This window comes from Chryseobacterium daecheongense, assembly GCF_003729955.1.
Lineage (GTDB): Bacteria > Bacteroidota > Bacteroidia > Flavobacteriales > Weeksellaceae > Chryseobacterium > Chryseobacterium daecheongense.
Window position 1 is genome coordinate 769932 of record NZ_RJTX01000002.1, and the last position, 15477, is coordinate 785408.

Sequence of the window (15477 nt, forward strand, 5' to 3'; positions counted from 1 at the left end):
AAAATTTAAATTTGTTAAAACAAAAATATTATGAATAGAAATCTACTGTTTATTTTCTTTTTATTAATTACACCGTCCTTTTTCTTTTCTCAGAATCTTCCAAGGAAACCTCAGAAAGAACAGGCTTCGGCATTATCAATGAAAGCAGGAGCTTTTATTGATATCAATGCAGTGGGCTATAATGAATCCAATTATAGCATTACCCAATTGGTAAAAGATGTTTTAATTTCTTCAGGAACGAATTCCTGTATAACTCCGAATGTTTCCAATGTGGTGGTAAATCCTAACCTTCCGGTAGGAAATGCCAACAGATCTTGGGGATACTTCCATAAAGGAACCACTAATTTCCCTTTTAAAGATGGGATTGTATTATCTACAGGATATGTAGTGAAAGGAGGGAATTCTTTGAATGCAGGGACACTTGGTGATGATTTACCAACAGGGAGTGATCCGGATTTAGTAGCAGCAACCAATCCTACTGGGACATTGAATGATGCTGTGATTCTGGAGTTTGACTTTGTACCGACTTCCAGTCAGGTGAAATTTAATTATTTGTTTGCTTCTGAAGAATATACAGGAGGATTTCCATGTAATTTCTCAGATGCATTTGCGCTCTTACTGAAACCTGTTTCAGGAGGACCGTATGTTAATATGGCAGTACTACCTAGTGGAGCAGGACCTGTGAGTGTGACCAATATTCACCCGGCTACTCAGTTCAGTGGGGCACCGCTTAGCTGTGGAGCTGCAAATCCAACATTTTTTGGAGGATATAACACTGCCAATATCGAAACTAACTTTAACGGAAGAACAATTCCACTTACGGCGACAGCAACTGTAGTTCCTGGGCAGGCTTATCACTTCAAAATGGTGTTGGCTGATGCTCTTGACAGCTCTTATGACTCTGCTGTATTCCTGGAAGGTGGTTCTTTCAACATTGGTGTGGAGCTTCTTGATAATAACGGAGCTACTTTACCGGCAGAAATTAATGTTTGTGATAATGTTCCTCAGGTATTAACAGCTTCTGTGAATGACCCTGTGATGACATTCCAGTGGTTCTTTAATGGAACTCCAATACCAGGAGCTACAACAAACACAATTACAGCTGTTCAGCCAGGAACATATACAATTGAAGTAAGTGTTCCGGGAAATCCTTGTCCGGGAACAGCCTCTATTCAAATTCATGGAGGTACAACACCATTGGCTCAGGATGCAACCTTATTGCTCTGTACCACACCGGATATTACGACCTTTGATTTGACGAATGCTATGTCATCAATAAGTCCGACACCGGGAGCTGTTTTCTATTTCTATGAAAACCAGACTGATGCTCAGGCTCAGAATGGGAACTATATTCAGAATATTTTGAGCTATAACGGTACAGACGGACAAATTTTGTATGTTGTTGTATCCAATGGCGGTTTCTGTAGCCAATTGGTTAAATTGAAATTGTTGAAAGAAGCTACACCAGTAGCTCACCTTACATCTTCCAGAATAAAAGTTTGTCCGGGTGAGACTGTAAACTTTACGGCATCAGGAGGAAACACTTATTTGTGGAGTAATTTCCCGGGTACAGGTAATACTCAATCTGCAACACTTTATCAAACAACAACGTTTACAGTATACGCTTTAGGAGTAAAAGGATGTAAATCTTTACAGCCTGCAACTGTAACCGTAGAGGTTACCCCTGAAATTACATCTCCTCTAAAAGATGTTGAAATGTGTATTGGAGACAGAGTTACTCTGGATGCAGGAGCAGGACCAAATTATAAATATTTATGGAGTACCGGTGCAACAACGCAGACTATCAATGTAGATCAGTTAGGAGTATATACGGTGACTATTGACAACGGATATTGTACAAAAACGTTCACATCGAAAGTAATGGGCGCAGCTACACCATATATTACTAATTTACAATATGGTAATAACACACTAACAGTTACTGCACAGAATACTTCGATTAATAATATTTATGGAACCCTTGAATATTCTATTGATAACGGAATTACATGGCAAGAATCAAACGTATTCACTAACCTGTTGAATAATACAACTTACCATATTCAGGTGAGAATACAAGGTACCCACTGTACAGGAGAGATTGAATTCTATACCTTACATATCAATAACCTGATTACACCTAACCAGGATGGTGTGAATGATGTATTAGACCTTACCGCTTTTGGGGACTTTAAAAACTTCACCGGATCTATCTATGACAGATATGGAGTTGAAATGTTCAGATTCTCAAAAGAAACTCCAATCTGGGATGGTTCAGTAGGAGGTAAGAGACTTCCGACAGCTACATATTGGTACAAGTTCAATTTTGAGTATCCTAAATCAAAAGCTCAAATGAACTGGTCCGGATGGATTATGTTGAAAAACAGAGAATAATAATTAATAGATAATGCAAATAAAAAAGCCTTTCAGTATTGAAAGGCTTTTTTATTTAATTTTATTGATTCATTTTCCAAAGATTGGTAAAATTAATAAAGTCTGCTACACTAAGTTCCTCGGCTCTTTTATCCATGAACTCATGAGTTTTTAATGCTTCCGGAATATTTAATATTTTCAAGGCATTAGAAAGCTTTTTTCTCCTTTGATTAAAGCCTGCTTTTACAATCTGCTTGAAAAGAACTTCATTGCCTGCAAGGCCTTCTTTCGGATTTCTTGTCAGTCTGATGACTCCGGATTTTACTTTAGGAGGTGGATTAAATACATTCTCATGAACGGTGAAAAGATAAGAAGTGTCATAATAGGCCTGTACAAGGACAGAAAGAATTCCGTAATCCTTTGTTCTAGGAACGGCTGCTGTTCTTTCGGCAACCTCTTTTTGGAACATTCCCACCATTTCAGGGATCAGTTCATAATGGTCAATGATCTGGAATAAAATCTGTGAAGAAATATTGTAAGGAAAATTACCTATAATGGCAATTTGTTCATCCTTTACAAATGAGAAATCCTGTTTTAAAAAATCTCCAACGAAGGTTTCTTCAGTAACAGCAGAATAGTTGTTCTTCAAATATTCTATGGATTCCTTATCAATTTCAGCAAGATATATTTTCTGATCTTTTTCCAAAAGATATTTCGTGAGAACACCCATTCCGGGTCCCACTTCCATAACATTTTTATAGTTGTTGAAGCTTAACCCTTCTACAATTTTTCTAGCGATGTTTTCATCTGTCAAGAAGTGTTGACCAAGATGTTTTTTTGCCTTTACACTCAACGTTTTTTTATGATTTTGTTAACAATGATTTTCTGAATTTCGTCCCAAATTTCGGAAGTTTTTTTCTATTTTAGCCAAAAATTTTAATATTAATGGCTAAATCTGTAGATGAATTTAATAAGAAAAGGCTTCGGTCCAGCAATATTACTGTAGTAATAAGTATTGCCTTAGTGTTATTTTTGTTGGGATTAATGGGATTGATTTTAATAAATGCTCAGAAATATTCCGACTATATCAAAGAACAATTGGTGGTGAACGCCTACTTTGATGAAAACTATGATGCTAAAGATTCTTTGAAAATTGCTAAACTGGAGGAAGAAACTTTTAAAAAAGTACAGACTTTGGCACCCGTAAAAAAAGCGACTTACATCTCAAGGGAAATGGCGTCCCAGGAAGCCAAAAAGAGTATGGGAATTGATGCTGATGCACTATTCGAAGAGAATATCTTCCCGTCATCTATAGAAGTAGCTTTAAAACCGGAATATGTAGATCCGGCTAAAATTGATGAAGCCATCAAAATAATCAAATCTGTTCCGGGAATTGTAGATGTTAAAAATGACAGCACCTTAATGGTGGAAGTTTATAATAACCTGACCAAGATCCTGAGATGGATATTAGGTTTCTCCATTTTATTCCTGGTCTTAGCAGTTGTTTTAATCAACAATTCAATCCGTCTGAAAATATTCTCAAAAAGATTTATTATCAAAACCATGCAGCTGGTAGGAGCAAAAAGAAGGTTTATCTTAAAGCCTTTTATTATTGAAGCCATTGTTTTAGGTGCTATTGGTGCTGTGATCGGACTTCTTGCTTTATTCGGGGTTTGGTATTATTTCACGAATCAGATTGGGTCTGCCTTTGTACAGAACAATCAACAATACTTCTGGTTAATTTTATTGGTACTTGGAGTGGGGATATTGATTACGGTTTTAAGTACTATTGTAGCAACCTGGAGATTCCTGAGAACAAATGTTGACGATTTATATTACTCTTAATAATGAGCAAAAAAACAAATAAATTTTCCGCTGCGGATTTCGGCACGGATACTGAAACTCCACAAGAAAGAACCTTCTATTTCGGACAGCAGAATTTTAAATGGATGCTTATTGGTTTAGCATTTATTGTAGTTGGATTTCTTTTAATGATGGGGCCCGATGCAAATACAGTGGAGGGGAAATTAGATCCTAACCAATGGAACGATGATATCTTCTCTGTTCGCAGAATCAGAATCGCACCGTTGTTTGTTGTTATCGGTTTTGTTATAGAAGTATATGCAATCCTAAAAAGAAAATAATACAATTTACTTTGAAGATTAAGGAATTAAGAGATTTGGATGGTCACATTCTAAATTTCCTATTTCTTAATCTTTAAATTTTTTAGATAGAATATGGATTTAATAAAAGCAATTATTATTGCCATTATAGAAGGACTTACTGAATATTTGCCTATCTCCTCTACGGCACACATGGGGTTTACGGCAAATTTGCTGGGATTGCAGGATGATGAGTTCCTAAAAATGTTTCAGGTTTCCATTCAGTTCGGAGCCATTCTTTCTGTGGTAGTGGCGTATTGGAAAAAATTCTTCGACTTTAACAATATCAAATTTTATTATAAACTGGGCTTCGCTGTAATACCGGCTTTAGTATTGGGATATATCTTTGATGATAAAATAGAAGCGGTTCTTGGCAACCAGATAGCGATTTCCTCAGTATTAGTTCTAGGAGGAGTTGTTTTGTTATTTGCGGATCAGTGGTTTAAAAATGCAAAGATCGATGACGAAAAAGGAATTACCGTAAGAAATGCAATTACTATAGGCTTTTGGCAATGTTTGGCCATGATGCCCGGAACCAGCCGAAGCGCGGCTTCCATTATCGGAGGTATGGCGCAGGGATTGACCAGAAAAGCAGCCGCTGAATTTTCTTTCTTTTTAGCTGTTCCCACAATGCTTGCAGTTACGGTTTACTCTGTATTCCTGAAAACCTGGGGTAAGGAAACAGGAAATCCACAAAAAGGATATGAAATGATCCTTTCTTCACAAGAGCATATCACTATTTTCATTGTAGGTAATATAGTAGCTTTTGTTGTGGCTTTGATCGCTATTAAGGCATTTATAGGAATGCTAAACAAATATGGTTTCAAACCTTGGGGATGGTACCGTATTTTTGTTGGAATTGCTTTGCTTATTTATTTCTATTTCTTTAAATAACGGAATTTATTACCATTATTCATCATTAATGACAGCCGAAGAATTACAGTCAGGACAGATATTTTTATTGGACAAGCCATTGGATTGGACTTCATTTCAGGCGGTCAATAAAATGAAATATAAGCTTAAAAGAGAATTTAAACTTCCCAAAAAATTTAAAATAGGACATGCCGGAACACTTGATCCGAGAGCAACAGGTCTTCTCATTGTATGCTGTGGAAAATTCACTAAGAAAATCCCGGAAATTCAGGATGCCCCCAAAGAATATTGGACGGAGATCAAAATAGGCGTTCAAACAGAAAGTTACGATACAGAAAAGCCTGAAATCCTTCACCAGGATATTTCTCATATTTCAGAAGATTTCATCAAAGAAACCTTAACAAAATTTGTTGGAGAAATAGAACAAAAACCACCGGTATTTTCAGCCATAAAAATAGATGGTGAAAGAGCTTATAATCTGGCAAGAGCAGGAGAAGAGGTAGAGATGAAATCCAGAAAGACCACCATTTTTTATATTGAAGATATCAGAATAAACTTTCCTCACGTAAGTTTTATGGTAGGATGTTCAAAAGGAACTTATATCCGTAGTCTGGCTCATGACATTGGTCAGGAACTTGGAGTAGGAGCGTACCTTACTCAATTGAGAAGAACCAAGATCGGAGACTACCGGATTGAGGATGCCACAGATCAGTTTCTGGATAATGATTTTAGATTTGAAAGTTTTAAAAACGAAGATCATGCAGGAGAAAACACGCATTAATAAATATCTTTCAGAAGTAGGATACTGTTCCAGAAGAGCAGCGGATAAGCTGTTGGAAGAAGGAAGAATAAAAGTAAATGGAAAAATTCCTGAACTTGGAACGAAAATTTCCGATGAAGATGTAGTGGAAGTTGATGGAAAACCGATTCGCGAGCCTCAGGAAAAAACTGTATATATTGCTTTCAATAAGCCAGTAGGGATTGTCTGTACAACGGATACTAAACGTGAAAAAAATAATATAGTAGATTACATCAACCATCCTAAAAGAATCTTCCCGATCGGAAGACTGGATAAACCCAGTGAAGGGTTGATTTTACTGACAAGCGACGGAGATATCGTCAACAAAATTCTGAGAGCCAGAAACAACCACGAAAAGGAATATCTGGTAAGAGTGGATAAACCTATTACGCCTAAATTTCTGGATAAAATGAGAAATGGGGTTCCCATTTTAGATACGGTAACCAGAAAATGTGAAGTGGAGAAAATTGATGAAATGAATTTCCGTATTGTTCTTACCCAAGGTCTTAATCGGCAGATCCGCAGGATGTGTGAATATTTAGGGTATGAAGTTAAGAAGTTGAAAAGAATCCGTATTATGAATATTAAATTGGATCTTCCCATTGGTAAGTGGAGAGACCTTACGGATGAAGAGCTTTTAGCTCTTAATACACTTCTCGAAGATTCCAGTAAAACAGCAGATTAATTAACTCAAAACTATTTTAAATACAACTTCATTCTCGTTTCATATTCCGGCTTTAGCTTCAAAAATTTCCAAATCTTCTTTTCATCCGGGTTACTTACTCTGTAAAAAATGATCTTATCCGCAGAATATTTAAAGTATGGGTGATTTTTTAGCCATTCTTCGGGAGCATCCAGCAAAGTATATTTTTGAACTTCTGATGCATTTAATGGGCAAATAGAAATTAATTTTTCAGCCAGTTCTTTGTCGATATTATAAGTTTCTAGAATTTGTTGTTTATTAACAAAGCCCCCAAGTTTTCTTCTAAAACCTATTAATGAAGCTGCACTCCTTTCATCAAGCCCAAATTCTAAAAGTTGCTTAAAGGTAATTACATTCAAGTCAATTTTTGAGAAATCTGTTTTCTCCTGTTTAGTAGAAATAGAAGGAAGAGCTATCTTGATGTATGGTTTCAATTCTTCGAATTTTTCTGCAGAAATAACGAAACATTTCTGAACGTCTTCCAGACTCTTAAAACTTCCTTTTAAGTTTCTGTCCCGATAATTAATGATAACTTTCGTCTGGTTTTGTGAAAAGCCCAAAGATTGCCATCCATCCATATCAAGAATGTTAGGATCAAAAGTATGGTATTGTATTTTTGTTGTATGGTTAGATGAATTCGTAACGTCTTTGTCTGGTAATAGGAGATAGGGCTCTAATTGGTGGTATTTCTTTTCACTAATGATAAAGCATCCTTTAAATTTTTCTTTACTGACGAAACTTCCACCAAGATATTTTTTATATTTTAAAATAGCCTCTGCCTGCTTTTCAGTGAAGCCCATTTGAATCCAACGATCAGCAGAAATGTGATCAGGATTAAATTTTCCGGAAAGATTAAGTGTTTTTTCAACGGGATTTTTAGGCGTATAAATGCCAGTTTTCTGTGTGTTTTCAGGAAGCAGAATGTAAGGGCTCAGCTCTTCAAATTTTTCTGCTTTAATCGCATAGCATTTCTTTAATTGTGTCTTGGAAATAAATTTTCCGCCAATCAGCTCCTTGTAATGAAAAATGGCAGCAACCTGCTTCTCAGAAAAACCTAATTTCTGCCATTGCTTGACATCCAGATCATTGGGATCAAATTCTGATAAGGGAACTGTACTTTCCGTAATGAACCGTACATCGGTAAAATTATCCTTCTTATCTGTATATTTTTGAAATCCGGACAGGATAATGAGCAGCACTCCCAGAAATGCTACCTTTTGGTAATAATCTTTTTTCATCATAAGGTAAACTTAATGACAAAATTGAAAATTTCATAAAATAATGGGTAAATATTTGATTTTTAATTGGTTTTAAATAAATTAATCCCATTATGGTGATTGAAATAAATTGAATTTATACTTTGAAAGAATTTTTTTTGTTATTCTTAAGTTGATTTGGTGACCTCTTTTTTGGTTTTTCAGAATAATCGTTCCTTGAATGTATTTTAACTCATTGATTACCAGTTTATATTTTTCATTTAGGATTTTATTTTAGTTAAAAGTTTTTCTTAATTGTGTTAAATATAATTTGTTTTACCGTGTTTTAATGAAAAAATAATCACCATTTGGTGATTAAATGTTTTTTTAATATTTTTGAAATACTAAAACACAAATGCCAAATGATGAAAAAGGCAACAACTTAGGCTGCCTATGTGAGCAGCCTAAGTTTTTCTCTGGTTTTAAAAAAATAAGCCTTCCAATTTGGAGGGCTTGTTTATTATGCAATTTATTCAGTATCCTTTTCTACTAATGATTCTTTAAGTTTCAGAAGTTCAGCCTTTACGAATTCAAGCCTGTCTATCAGTGTAATGGTTTCAGAAATTTTGCTGTTGGTTGTCAATGCGATACGGGCACCGTCTAAAGTATATCCCTTTTCTTTTACGAGATGATAAATGATCTGAAGGTTTTTAATATCCTCCGGAGTGAAGTAGCGGTTCCCTTTTTTATTTTTTTTAGGTTTGATGATAGGGAATTCCTGCTCCCAATAACGTATTAGTGAGGTGTTTACATCAAAAGCCTTAGCTACTTCTCCTATGGAATAATACAGTTTATCAGGTAAATTTATCTTCATTTTACTAATCCTAAACTCCAAAGATAAAATTTTTTAAAATGTATTACAACTATGAGTTTTAAATATTATTCAGAACCATATCTTATGATGTTTTTCGCAGATAGTATTTATTTTAATTAACATAATAAAAATAACCTTATGATTTCCTTAACAAATCATGTTTTTTTGTAACTTTAGACGAAATATCCCCCTTACAATCAATATAATACAAACCTAAAATATTCAAATATGAAACGCTCTTTATTTATTATGATGCTGTTGATCCCTTTTTGGGGATTTTCACAGTGGTCTAAAACGGAACTCCGGTCCCAAAAAGTAAAAAAATCTCAGGAGAAGCTGGAATATTCAGCACTGTACTCACTTAATACAGATGAGCTGAGACAAACATTAAAAAATGCTCCAGAACGTTCATCAAATAGTAAAGGAATTATTGTTTCAATTCCTGGTGCCAGTGGTGAGGTTGAGAAATTCCAGGTTTGGGAGTCTTCTAGTATGGCTCCTGAATTACAAGCACAACATCCGGAAATCAGATCTTATGTAGGAATAGGAGTAGACGACCCATCTGCCTATTTGAGATTTAGCTTATCTCATATTAATTTTTCATCCATGATTTCCAGATCAGGGGCTTCGGAATATATAGAACCTTATTCTGAGGATAGAAAGATCTATGCAGTTTTTGATTCAAAAGCCAGGAAAAATCAGACTGATGAACCTTTCATCTGCTCTACTATGGGTGAAGTAGAAAAGAATATTGCGAACGGAAACATTTCTACGAATAAATTGGCTGGTTATAATGTTTTCAGACTTGCTTTATCGTGTACAGCAGCTTATGGAGATTATCATCTAACTGCCGCGGGAATTCCGGGTTCAGCTACAGATGCTCAAAAGAAAACAGCTATTCTTGCGGCCATGAATGCTACCGTAACAAGGTTAAACGGCGTATTTGAAAGAGAATTGGCTTTACATTTTAACCTGATCGCCAATACCAATGCTCTAATATTTTATACCGGTGGTACGGCAGAACCTTATACGACAGGAGGACCTGATGATGCCATAACGGGAATAACAGGTATAATTCCGTCTACAGACTATGATCTGGGACATTTGATCGATAAACAGAATGCTAACGGGGCTGCTTATTTAGGAGTGATTTGTAGCAGTGGCCAGAAAGCAGGAGGCTGGACAGCTCATAACTTCCCTGAAGGGGATAAATTTGATATCGATTATGTAGCTCACGAGATGGGACACCAATTGGGAGCAGGGCATACTTATACTTTTTATACTGGTCAGCTAGATCAAAGAGTAGAGCCGGGTAGTGGAAGTACCATTATGGCTTATACGGGAATTGCCGATGGAAATCTGGATGTACAATTCAACTCCAATGACTATTATCATATTAATAGCATCAACCAGATCAGAACTAAGGTGAATTCAGTGACCTGTGGCACCAATACACCATTTACCATTGCTGCTCCGACAGTGACATTAAGTGGTAGTAGTTATACGATTCCAAAGTCAACTCCTTTTGTTATCAGAGGAACAACATCTGATGCAGGCAGCGCTTCTTATACTTACACGGTAGAACAAACAGATCAGGCTGCTAATGCGCAGATTGGCGCCAATTCTATTGCCTATGCCGCAAAACCTACGGGACCTTTATTCAGATCTGTAAGCCCAGTAAGTACTCCGGCAAGATATTTCCCTGGTTTCAATAAAGTATTGGCAGGCGTATTAACGACTACGTGGGAATCCGTATCCAGCGTAGCAAGAACACTTAACTTCAATATGTCTGTAAGGAATAATAATCCTACACAGGCACAAATAGGTCAGGCAACCATGGCCGTAACAGTTGATGCTGTTTCCGGTCCGTTCCAGGTTACTGCACCTACATTTGGACAGTCATTAACTTCCGGGGCCAATACTACTGTTACTTGGAATGTCGCAGGTACTACAGCAGCTCCGGTAAGTACGGCAAATGTCAACATCAAGCTTTCTATTGACGGTGGAGCTACATTTACAACCATTGCAGCCAATACGCCTAATGACGGAACTCAGCAAGTAACTATTCCGGCAGGATCTACATCTGCTAACGCTTATATCTTAGTTGAAGCCGTAAATAATATTTATTATGCAGTTAGCCCAAGCTTTGTGATTGATTATACCGTAACGGGAGAAAGCTGTACTACATATACGTATAGCGGACCTGCAGTAACCATTACAGACGGACCTGGAGGAGATGCCATCTCTTCTCCTAGAGTATTAGCGCCTTTAACAATCAATAATACGGGTACTATCACAAAAATTAAAGTGACTCCAAACATTGCACATACTTATGTTCAGGATTTAGCAGTGGGAATTGAAGCTCCTAATGGTGCTTCTGCTCTTATTTGGAACAGATCGTGTACTTCTCAGGATAATATCATAGCTGCGTTTAGTGATACGGGAGCTACAGCTACTTGTGCTACTCCGATCCAGGGAGATGTTAAATCTTATGAATCTTTAGGAATCTTTAAAGGTCAAAAGGCACAGGGAACTTGGAAATTATTTGCATCGGATAACTATGTAGGAGACCAGGGAACCATCAATTCATGGGCTATTGAAGTATGTACTCAGACTACTCAGGCTCTAGGAGTTAATGAAGCACCTGCTGTAAATAATGACATTAAGATTTATCCTAACCCAAGTAATGGAAACTTCTTTATCAAATCAAGAAACTTATCCGGAGATGTTAAAGTAACATTGTTCGATTCAAGCGGTAGACTGATTCATTCTTCTTCTTATCAAGGAGCTGGAGACCATACCGAAGAATTTAATCTAAGCATGCCTAAAGGAGTTTATATTATCAAACTCAACTCTTCTAAAGGAGTACACAGTCAAAAGCTTATCATTAAATAATTTTTAATACCTCAATAACTACAGGGATTAGCATTTTGTTAATCCCTGTTTTTTTGTTGGTGGTTTTGCGCCATGAAGGGCTGATTTTAATGATAAAATAAAATCCTTTGTTTATTTTTGAAATAAAAAAAGAAATGGATTCTATTTCGGTGCTTCATATTAATCTTTTTCAGCCTGAAAAAAATGCTTCGGATTTCTATTTTAATACATTGAAGAATCATTTGGTTTCAAGCCACAAGCATATTGAAAACCCACACCGGCATGATTTTTATGTTACCGTTCTTTTCACCAAAGGAGTCGGAATTCACGAAATCGATTTTCAGAAGTATGACGTTTCCGAAGGAAGCCTGTTTTTTTTATCTCCGGGTCAGGTTCACAGTTGGGAACTTTCACAGGAAGCAGATGGTTATATTTTCTTTTTTTCCCAAGAGTATTATGATATGCATTATGTAAATCAGAAACTCAGGAATTTTCCGTTTTTTAATTCAGCTGCCTTTCCAAGAAAGCTCCTGTTAGAAAGGTTGGATTTGGAAAAAACGATTGCTTTATTCCGGGAAATCGAAAATGAATATAATGCACAGAACTTGATGAAAAATGAGAGTATTCTTTCCCTTATTTCCAAGATATACATCAATGCTTCAAGAAAGTTTTCCAAAGATTATGATGCATTGGTATTGCCGGCAAGCGTTTCTTATTTAAAGCATTATCAGGATTTTGAAAATCTATTGGAAGCGCATTTTTCTACTGAAAAATCAATTTCTCATTACGCTTCTATGATGAATGTTTCTCCTAAACATTTAAACAGGATTACACAAACGGTAGTTCAGAAAACGGCTACAGAAGTAATTACTGAAAGACTGATGCTTGAGGCCAAAAGAATGCTGATGTATCTTGATGAAAGTCTTGTGGAAATTGCTTTTCGCCTGGGATATGAAGAGTACTCCTATTTTGTAAGGGTATTCCGGAAAAACTCCGGAATGACACCTACCCAATTTATCAAAAAATATAAATCATAAGATTATAAAAGCAACTTAAATGGACCTTCAAATGTGGTTTCAAATGAATCTACAAGTTTTCCTTTCTCATCGAAGACACCAATGACCATATCTTGTTTGGAGAACTTAATTTCCTTTTCAGGAAAAGAAATATTGATATTTCCTTTCAGCATCTGATCACCTTTTAATATGATCTTTTCAGCACCAAAATAAGTGATTTCTGCATTTTTAGGTGCGATCACTTTTATTATAAGGGTCTTTTTCTCATTAGACTTATTCAGAAGAGTATAAATAAAAGAGTTGGTGATTTTGCCGTTTTTCACGAAAAATGTAGAGCCTGCCGGTTTAATGAATTTTGCTTCCATTGAACCACGGTCATACATTAAAAAGCCAAGAAATCCGATCAGTAATGCTAAAATTACGGTTGTGGCTTTCATTCTAGCCGTAAATCTGAATTTTTCCCGGTTTTCAATTTCGGCCTCTGTAGCATAACGTACCAATCCTTTAGGCAGCCCTACCTTTTCCATTACTTCATCACAAGCATCAATACATGCGGTACAGTTTACACATTCCAATTGCTGCCCGTTTCTGATATCAATTCCTGTAGGGCATACTACAACGCACTGATGGCAGTCAATACAGTCTCCTTTACCATTTGCTTTTCTATCCTCCCCACTTCTCCATTTGGCACGGCCTTCCCCTCTTTTAAAATCATAATATACATTGATCGTCTGTTTGTCAATCAGTACACCCTGAAGTCTTCCATAAGGGCAGATCAATGTGCAAACCTGCTCACGGAGCCATGAGAATACGAAATAGAATGCCATGGTGAAAAATATCATGATGGTAAACTTCAGTGAATTTTCTGCAGGACCTTCGCTCATAATGTGGAAAACCTCTTCATACCCTACAATGTACATAAACATGAAGTGGGAAATAATAACAGAAATCAAAAGGAATGCTGACCATTTCATCAGCCTTTTTCGGATTTTTTCTGCGTCCCATCCCTGTCTGTCAAGTTTTATCTGCTTATTTCTGTCACCTTCGATCCAATATTCAATCTTACGGAAAACCATTTCCAAAAAAAGAGTTTGCGGGCAAAACCAGCCACAGAATATTCTACCGAAAACCACGGTAAACAACATGACAAAAATGACAGACGTTACCGCTCCCAAAGCAAGGATGAAAAAATCCTGTAGATAAAACGGCTGTCCAAGAATAAAAAATTTCCTGTCGATGATATTGATAAGCAGAAAAGGATTATGATTGATCTTTATAAAAGGCAATCCAAAAAATAAAGCCAGAAGAAGATAGCTCGTATAATTCCTGTAGTTGGTATATTTCCCTTTCGGCTTACGTGGAAAAACCCATTTTCTTTTTCCCATTTCATCCATTGTTCCCACTGAGTTACGAAAGGCTTCATTTTCTATTTCAGAAATTTTAATGTCGGGCTGTGCACTCATCGTCTTACAGATTTATTATCTTTGATTTTAATAATCTCGTATTTTATACATTGATGTCTGAAAAAAATACTTAAGATTTAATGAGTACAAAGCTCTTAATTAAACTTTTTTATAACTAATATTATCTACTTACAGAATAGGATAATTAGGACATTTTTTTATTTTTTAATTTTTGCATCAAAATGAGAAAATAAAAATTGAATCTTATTTATCCATATCGTAAATTGCCGCTTTAAAATCATGTGGTATGAAAATTATGAATAAGATATCTATGATTGGTTTGGTTTTAGCATTGGTAAACTGCCAATCAGTAAATTACAGCCATATGTTTTATGATGTGAAACCTGAAAAAGTTTCAGGCCAGTTTAGTTTTACCGAAGGCCCTTCTTCGGATCAGGAAGGAAATGTGTATTTTACAGACCAGCCTAATGATAAAATTTATGTTTGGGAATGGCAAACCAATAGGATCACTGAATTCTTGGATAAGACAGGAAGAGCTAACGGAACGCACTTCGATAAGGATGGAAATCTGATTACCTGCTCTGATGATAAAGGGGAAATATGGAAAATATCAAAAGACAAAAAAATTCAGGTTTTATTAAAAGATTTTGAAGGAAAACGTCTGAATGGCCCCAATGACCTTTGGAATGATTCCTTTGGCGGATTATATTTTACAGATCCATTATACGAAAGAGAGTATTGGGATGATTTCAAGCAGGAGATTCCACATAAGAGCCTTTATTACAGAAGCAAAGATGGAAAAGTAATTAAAATTGACACTTTTACTCAACCTAATGGAATTGTTGGGAGTGAAAAATTTAGAAAACTTTATGTTTCGGATATAGATGCCAAGAAAACTTATGTGTATGATATTTTAGATGAAGGGAAGCTTTCAGAGAGGAAACTTTTCTGTGAAATGGGTTCCGATGGAATGACGTTGGACAAACATGGAAATCTTTACTTAACGGGAGATGGAGTACACGTTTTTAATCGCAACGGAAAAAAGATTTATCACATTCCGATCCCAGAAGACTGGACATCCAATGTGACTTTTGGCGGTGAAAATAATGATGTACTTTTCATTACAGCTTCAAAATCGGTTTATATTTTACCCACCAAAGTAAGAGGAACAAAATAACTAAAA

The 15477-nt window shown here is 36.0% G+C and carries 13 protein-coding genes; 9 read left to right on the forward strand and 4 right to left on the reverse strand.

Annotated features, from left to right (window positions below):
• Positions 1 to 30 precede the first annotated feature (30 nt).
• Positions 31 to 2394: a choice-of-anchor L domain-containing protein gene (locus EGI05_RS11970; protein ID WP_123263249.1), complete on the forward strand. Its 2364-nt coding sequence runs from the start codon at positions 31 to 33 to the stop codon at positions 2392 to 2394.
• Between the two features lie 61 nt (positions 2395 to 2455).
• Here EGI05_RS11970 and rsmA read toward each other — a convergent pair whose 3' ends face one another.
• Entirely contained in the window at positions 2456 to 3226 is a 771-nt protein-coding gene (gene rsmA, locus EGI05_RS11975) for a 16S rRNA (adenine(1518)-N(6)/adenine(1519)-N(6))-dimethyltransferase RsmA (protein WP_123263250.1), read from the reverse strand.
• 92 nt (positions 3227 to 3318) lie between these two features.
• Between rsmA and EGI05_RS11980 the strand changes: the two genes are divergently transcribed.
• The 5 genes from EGI05_RS11980 to rluF all read left to right on the forward strand — a co-directional run bounded on the left by EGI05_RS11980 (position 3319) and on the right by rluF (position 6892).
• On the forward strand, positions 3319 to 4218 hold the full coding sequence (locus EGI05_RS11980; protein ID WP_123263251.1) for a cell division protein FtsX: 900 nt from the start codon (positions 3319 to 3321) through the stop codon (positions 4216 to 4218).
• Between the two features lie 2 nt (positions 4219 to 4220).
• On the forward strand, positions 4221 to 4517 hold the full coding sequence (locus EGI05_RS11985; RefSeq protein WP_123263252.1) for a DUF3098 domain-containing protein: 297 nt from the start codon (positions 4221 to 4223) through the stop codon (positions 4515 to 4517).
• A 93-nt stretch (positions 4518 to 4610) separates the two neighbouring features.
• Positions 4611 to 5429 carry an undecaprenyl-diphosphate phosphatase gene (locus tag EGI05_RS11990; protein ID WP_123263253.1) on the forward strand — a complete coding sequence of 273 codons (819 nt, stop codon included), beginning with the start codon at positions 4611 to 4613 and terminating at the stop codon, positions 5427 to 5429.
• 28 nt (positions 5430 to 5457) lie between these two features.
• On the forward strand, positions 5458 to 6189 hold the full coding sequence (truB, locus tag EGI05_RS11995; protein ID WP_123263399.1) for a tRNA pseudouridine(55) synthase TruB: 732 nt from the start codon (positions 5458 to 5460) through the stop codon (positions 6187 to 6189).
• Positions 6167 to 6892, forward strand: coding sequence for a 23S rRNA pseudouridine(2604) synthase RluF (rluF, locus tag EGI05_RS12000; RefSeq protein ID WP_123263254.1), 726 nt, complete (start codon positions 6167 to 6169; stop codon positions 6890 to 6892). The genes truB and rluF overlap by 23 nt, the downstream gene beginning before the upstream one ends.
• Positions 6893 to 6903: 11 nt before the next feature.
• On the opposite strand, the gene EGI05_RS12005 is transcribed toward rluF, so the two are convergent.
• The gene (locus tag EGI05_RS12005) at positions 6904 to 8148 is read right to left on the reverse strand and encodes a helix-hairpin-helix domain-containing protein (protein WP_123263400.1); all 1245 of its coding nucleotides are present in this window, start codon (positions 8146 to 8148) and stop codon (positions 6904 to 6906) included.
• A 487-nt stretch (positions 8149 to 8635) separates the two neighbouring features.
• A complete protein-coding gene (locus EGI05_RS12010; protein ID WP_123263255.1) occupies positions 8636 to 8980 on the reverse strand; it encodes a MerR family transcriptional regulator in 345 nt (114 codons plus the stop codon).
• Positions 8981 to 9208: 228 nt separating this feature from the next.
• Here EGI05_RS12010 and EGI05_RS12015 point away from each other — a divergent pair, with 228 nt between their 5' ends.
• Both EGI05_RS12015 and EGI05_RS12020 read left to right on the forward strand, forming a co-directional pair.
• Positions 9209 to 11875 (forward strand): reprolysin-like metallopeptidase, encoded by a 2667-nt coding sequence (locus tag EGI05_RS12015; RefSeq protein ID WP_123263256.1) that lies wholly within the window; start codon positions 9209 to 9211, stop codon positions 11873 to 11875.
• Between the two features lie 134 nt (positions 11876 to 12009).
• Entirely contained in the window at positions 12010 to 12891 is an 882-nt protein-coding gene (locus tag EGI05_RS12020) for an AraC family transcriptional regulator (RefSeq protein WP_123263257.1), read from the forward strand.
• A 2-nt stretch (positions 12892 to 12893) separates the two neighbouring features.
• Here EGI05_RS12020 and ccoG read toward each other — a convergent pair whose 3' ends face one another.
• Complete coding sequence (gene ccoG, locus EGI05_RS12025; RefSeq protein ID WP_123263258.1) at positions 12894 to 14333, reverse strand: cytochrome c oxidase accessory protein CcoG; 1440 nt, start codon at positions 14331 to 14333, stop codon at positions 12894 to 12896.
• 256 nt (positions 14334 to 14589) lie between these two features.
• Here ccoG and EGI05_RS12030 point away from each other — a divergent pair, with 256 nt between their 5' ends.
• Positions 14590 to 15471, forward strand: a complete 882-nt coding sequence (locus EGI05_RS12030; protein WP_228428603.1) for an SMP-30/gluconolactonase/LRE family protein — start codon at positions 14590 to 14592, stop codon at positions 15469 to 15471.
• Positions 15472 to 15477 lie beyond the last annotated feature (6 nt).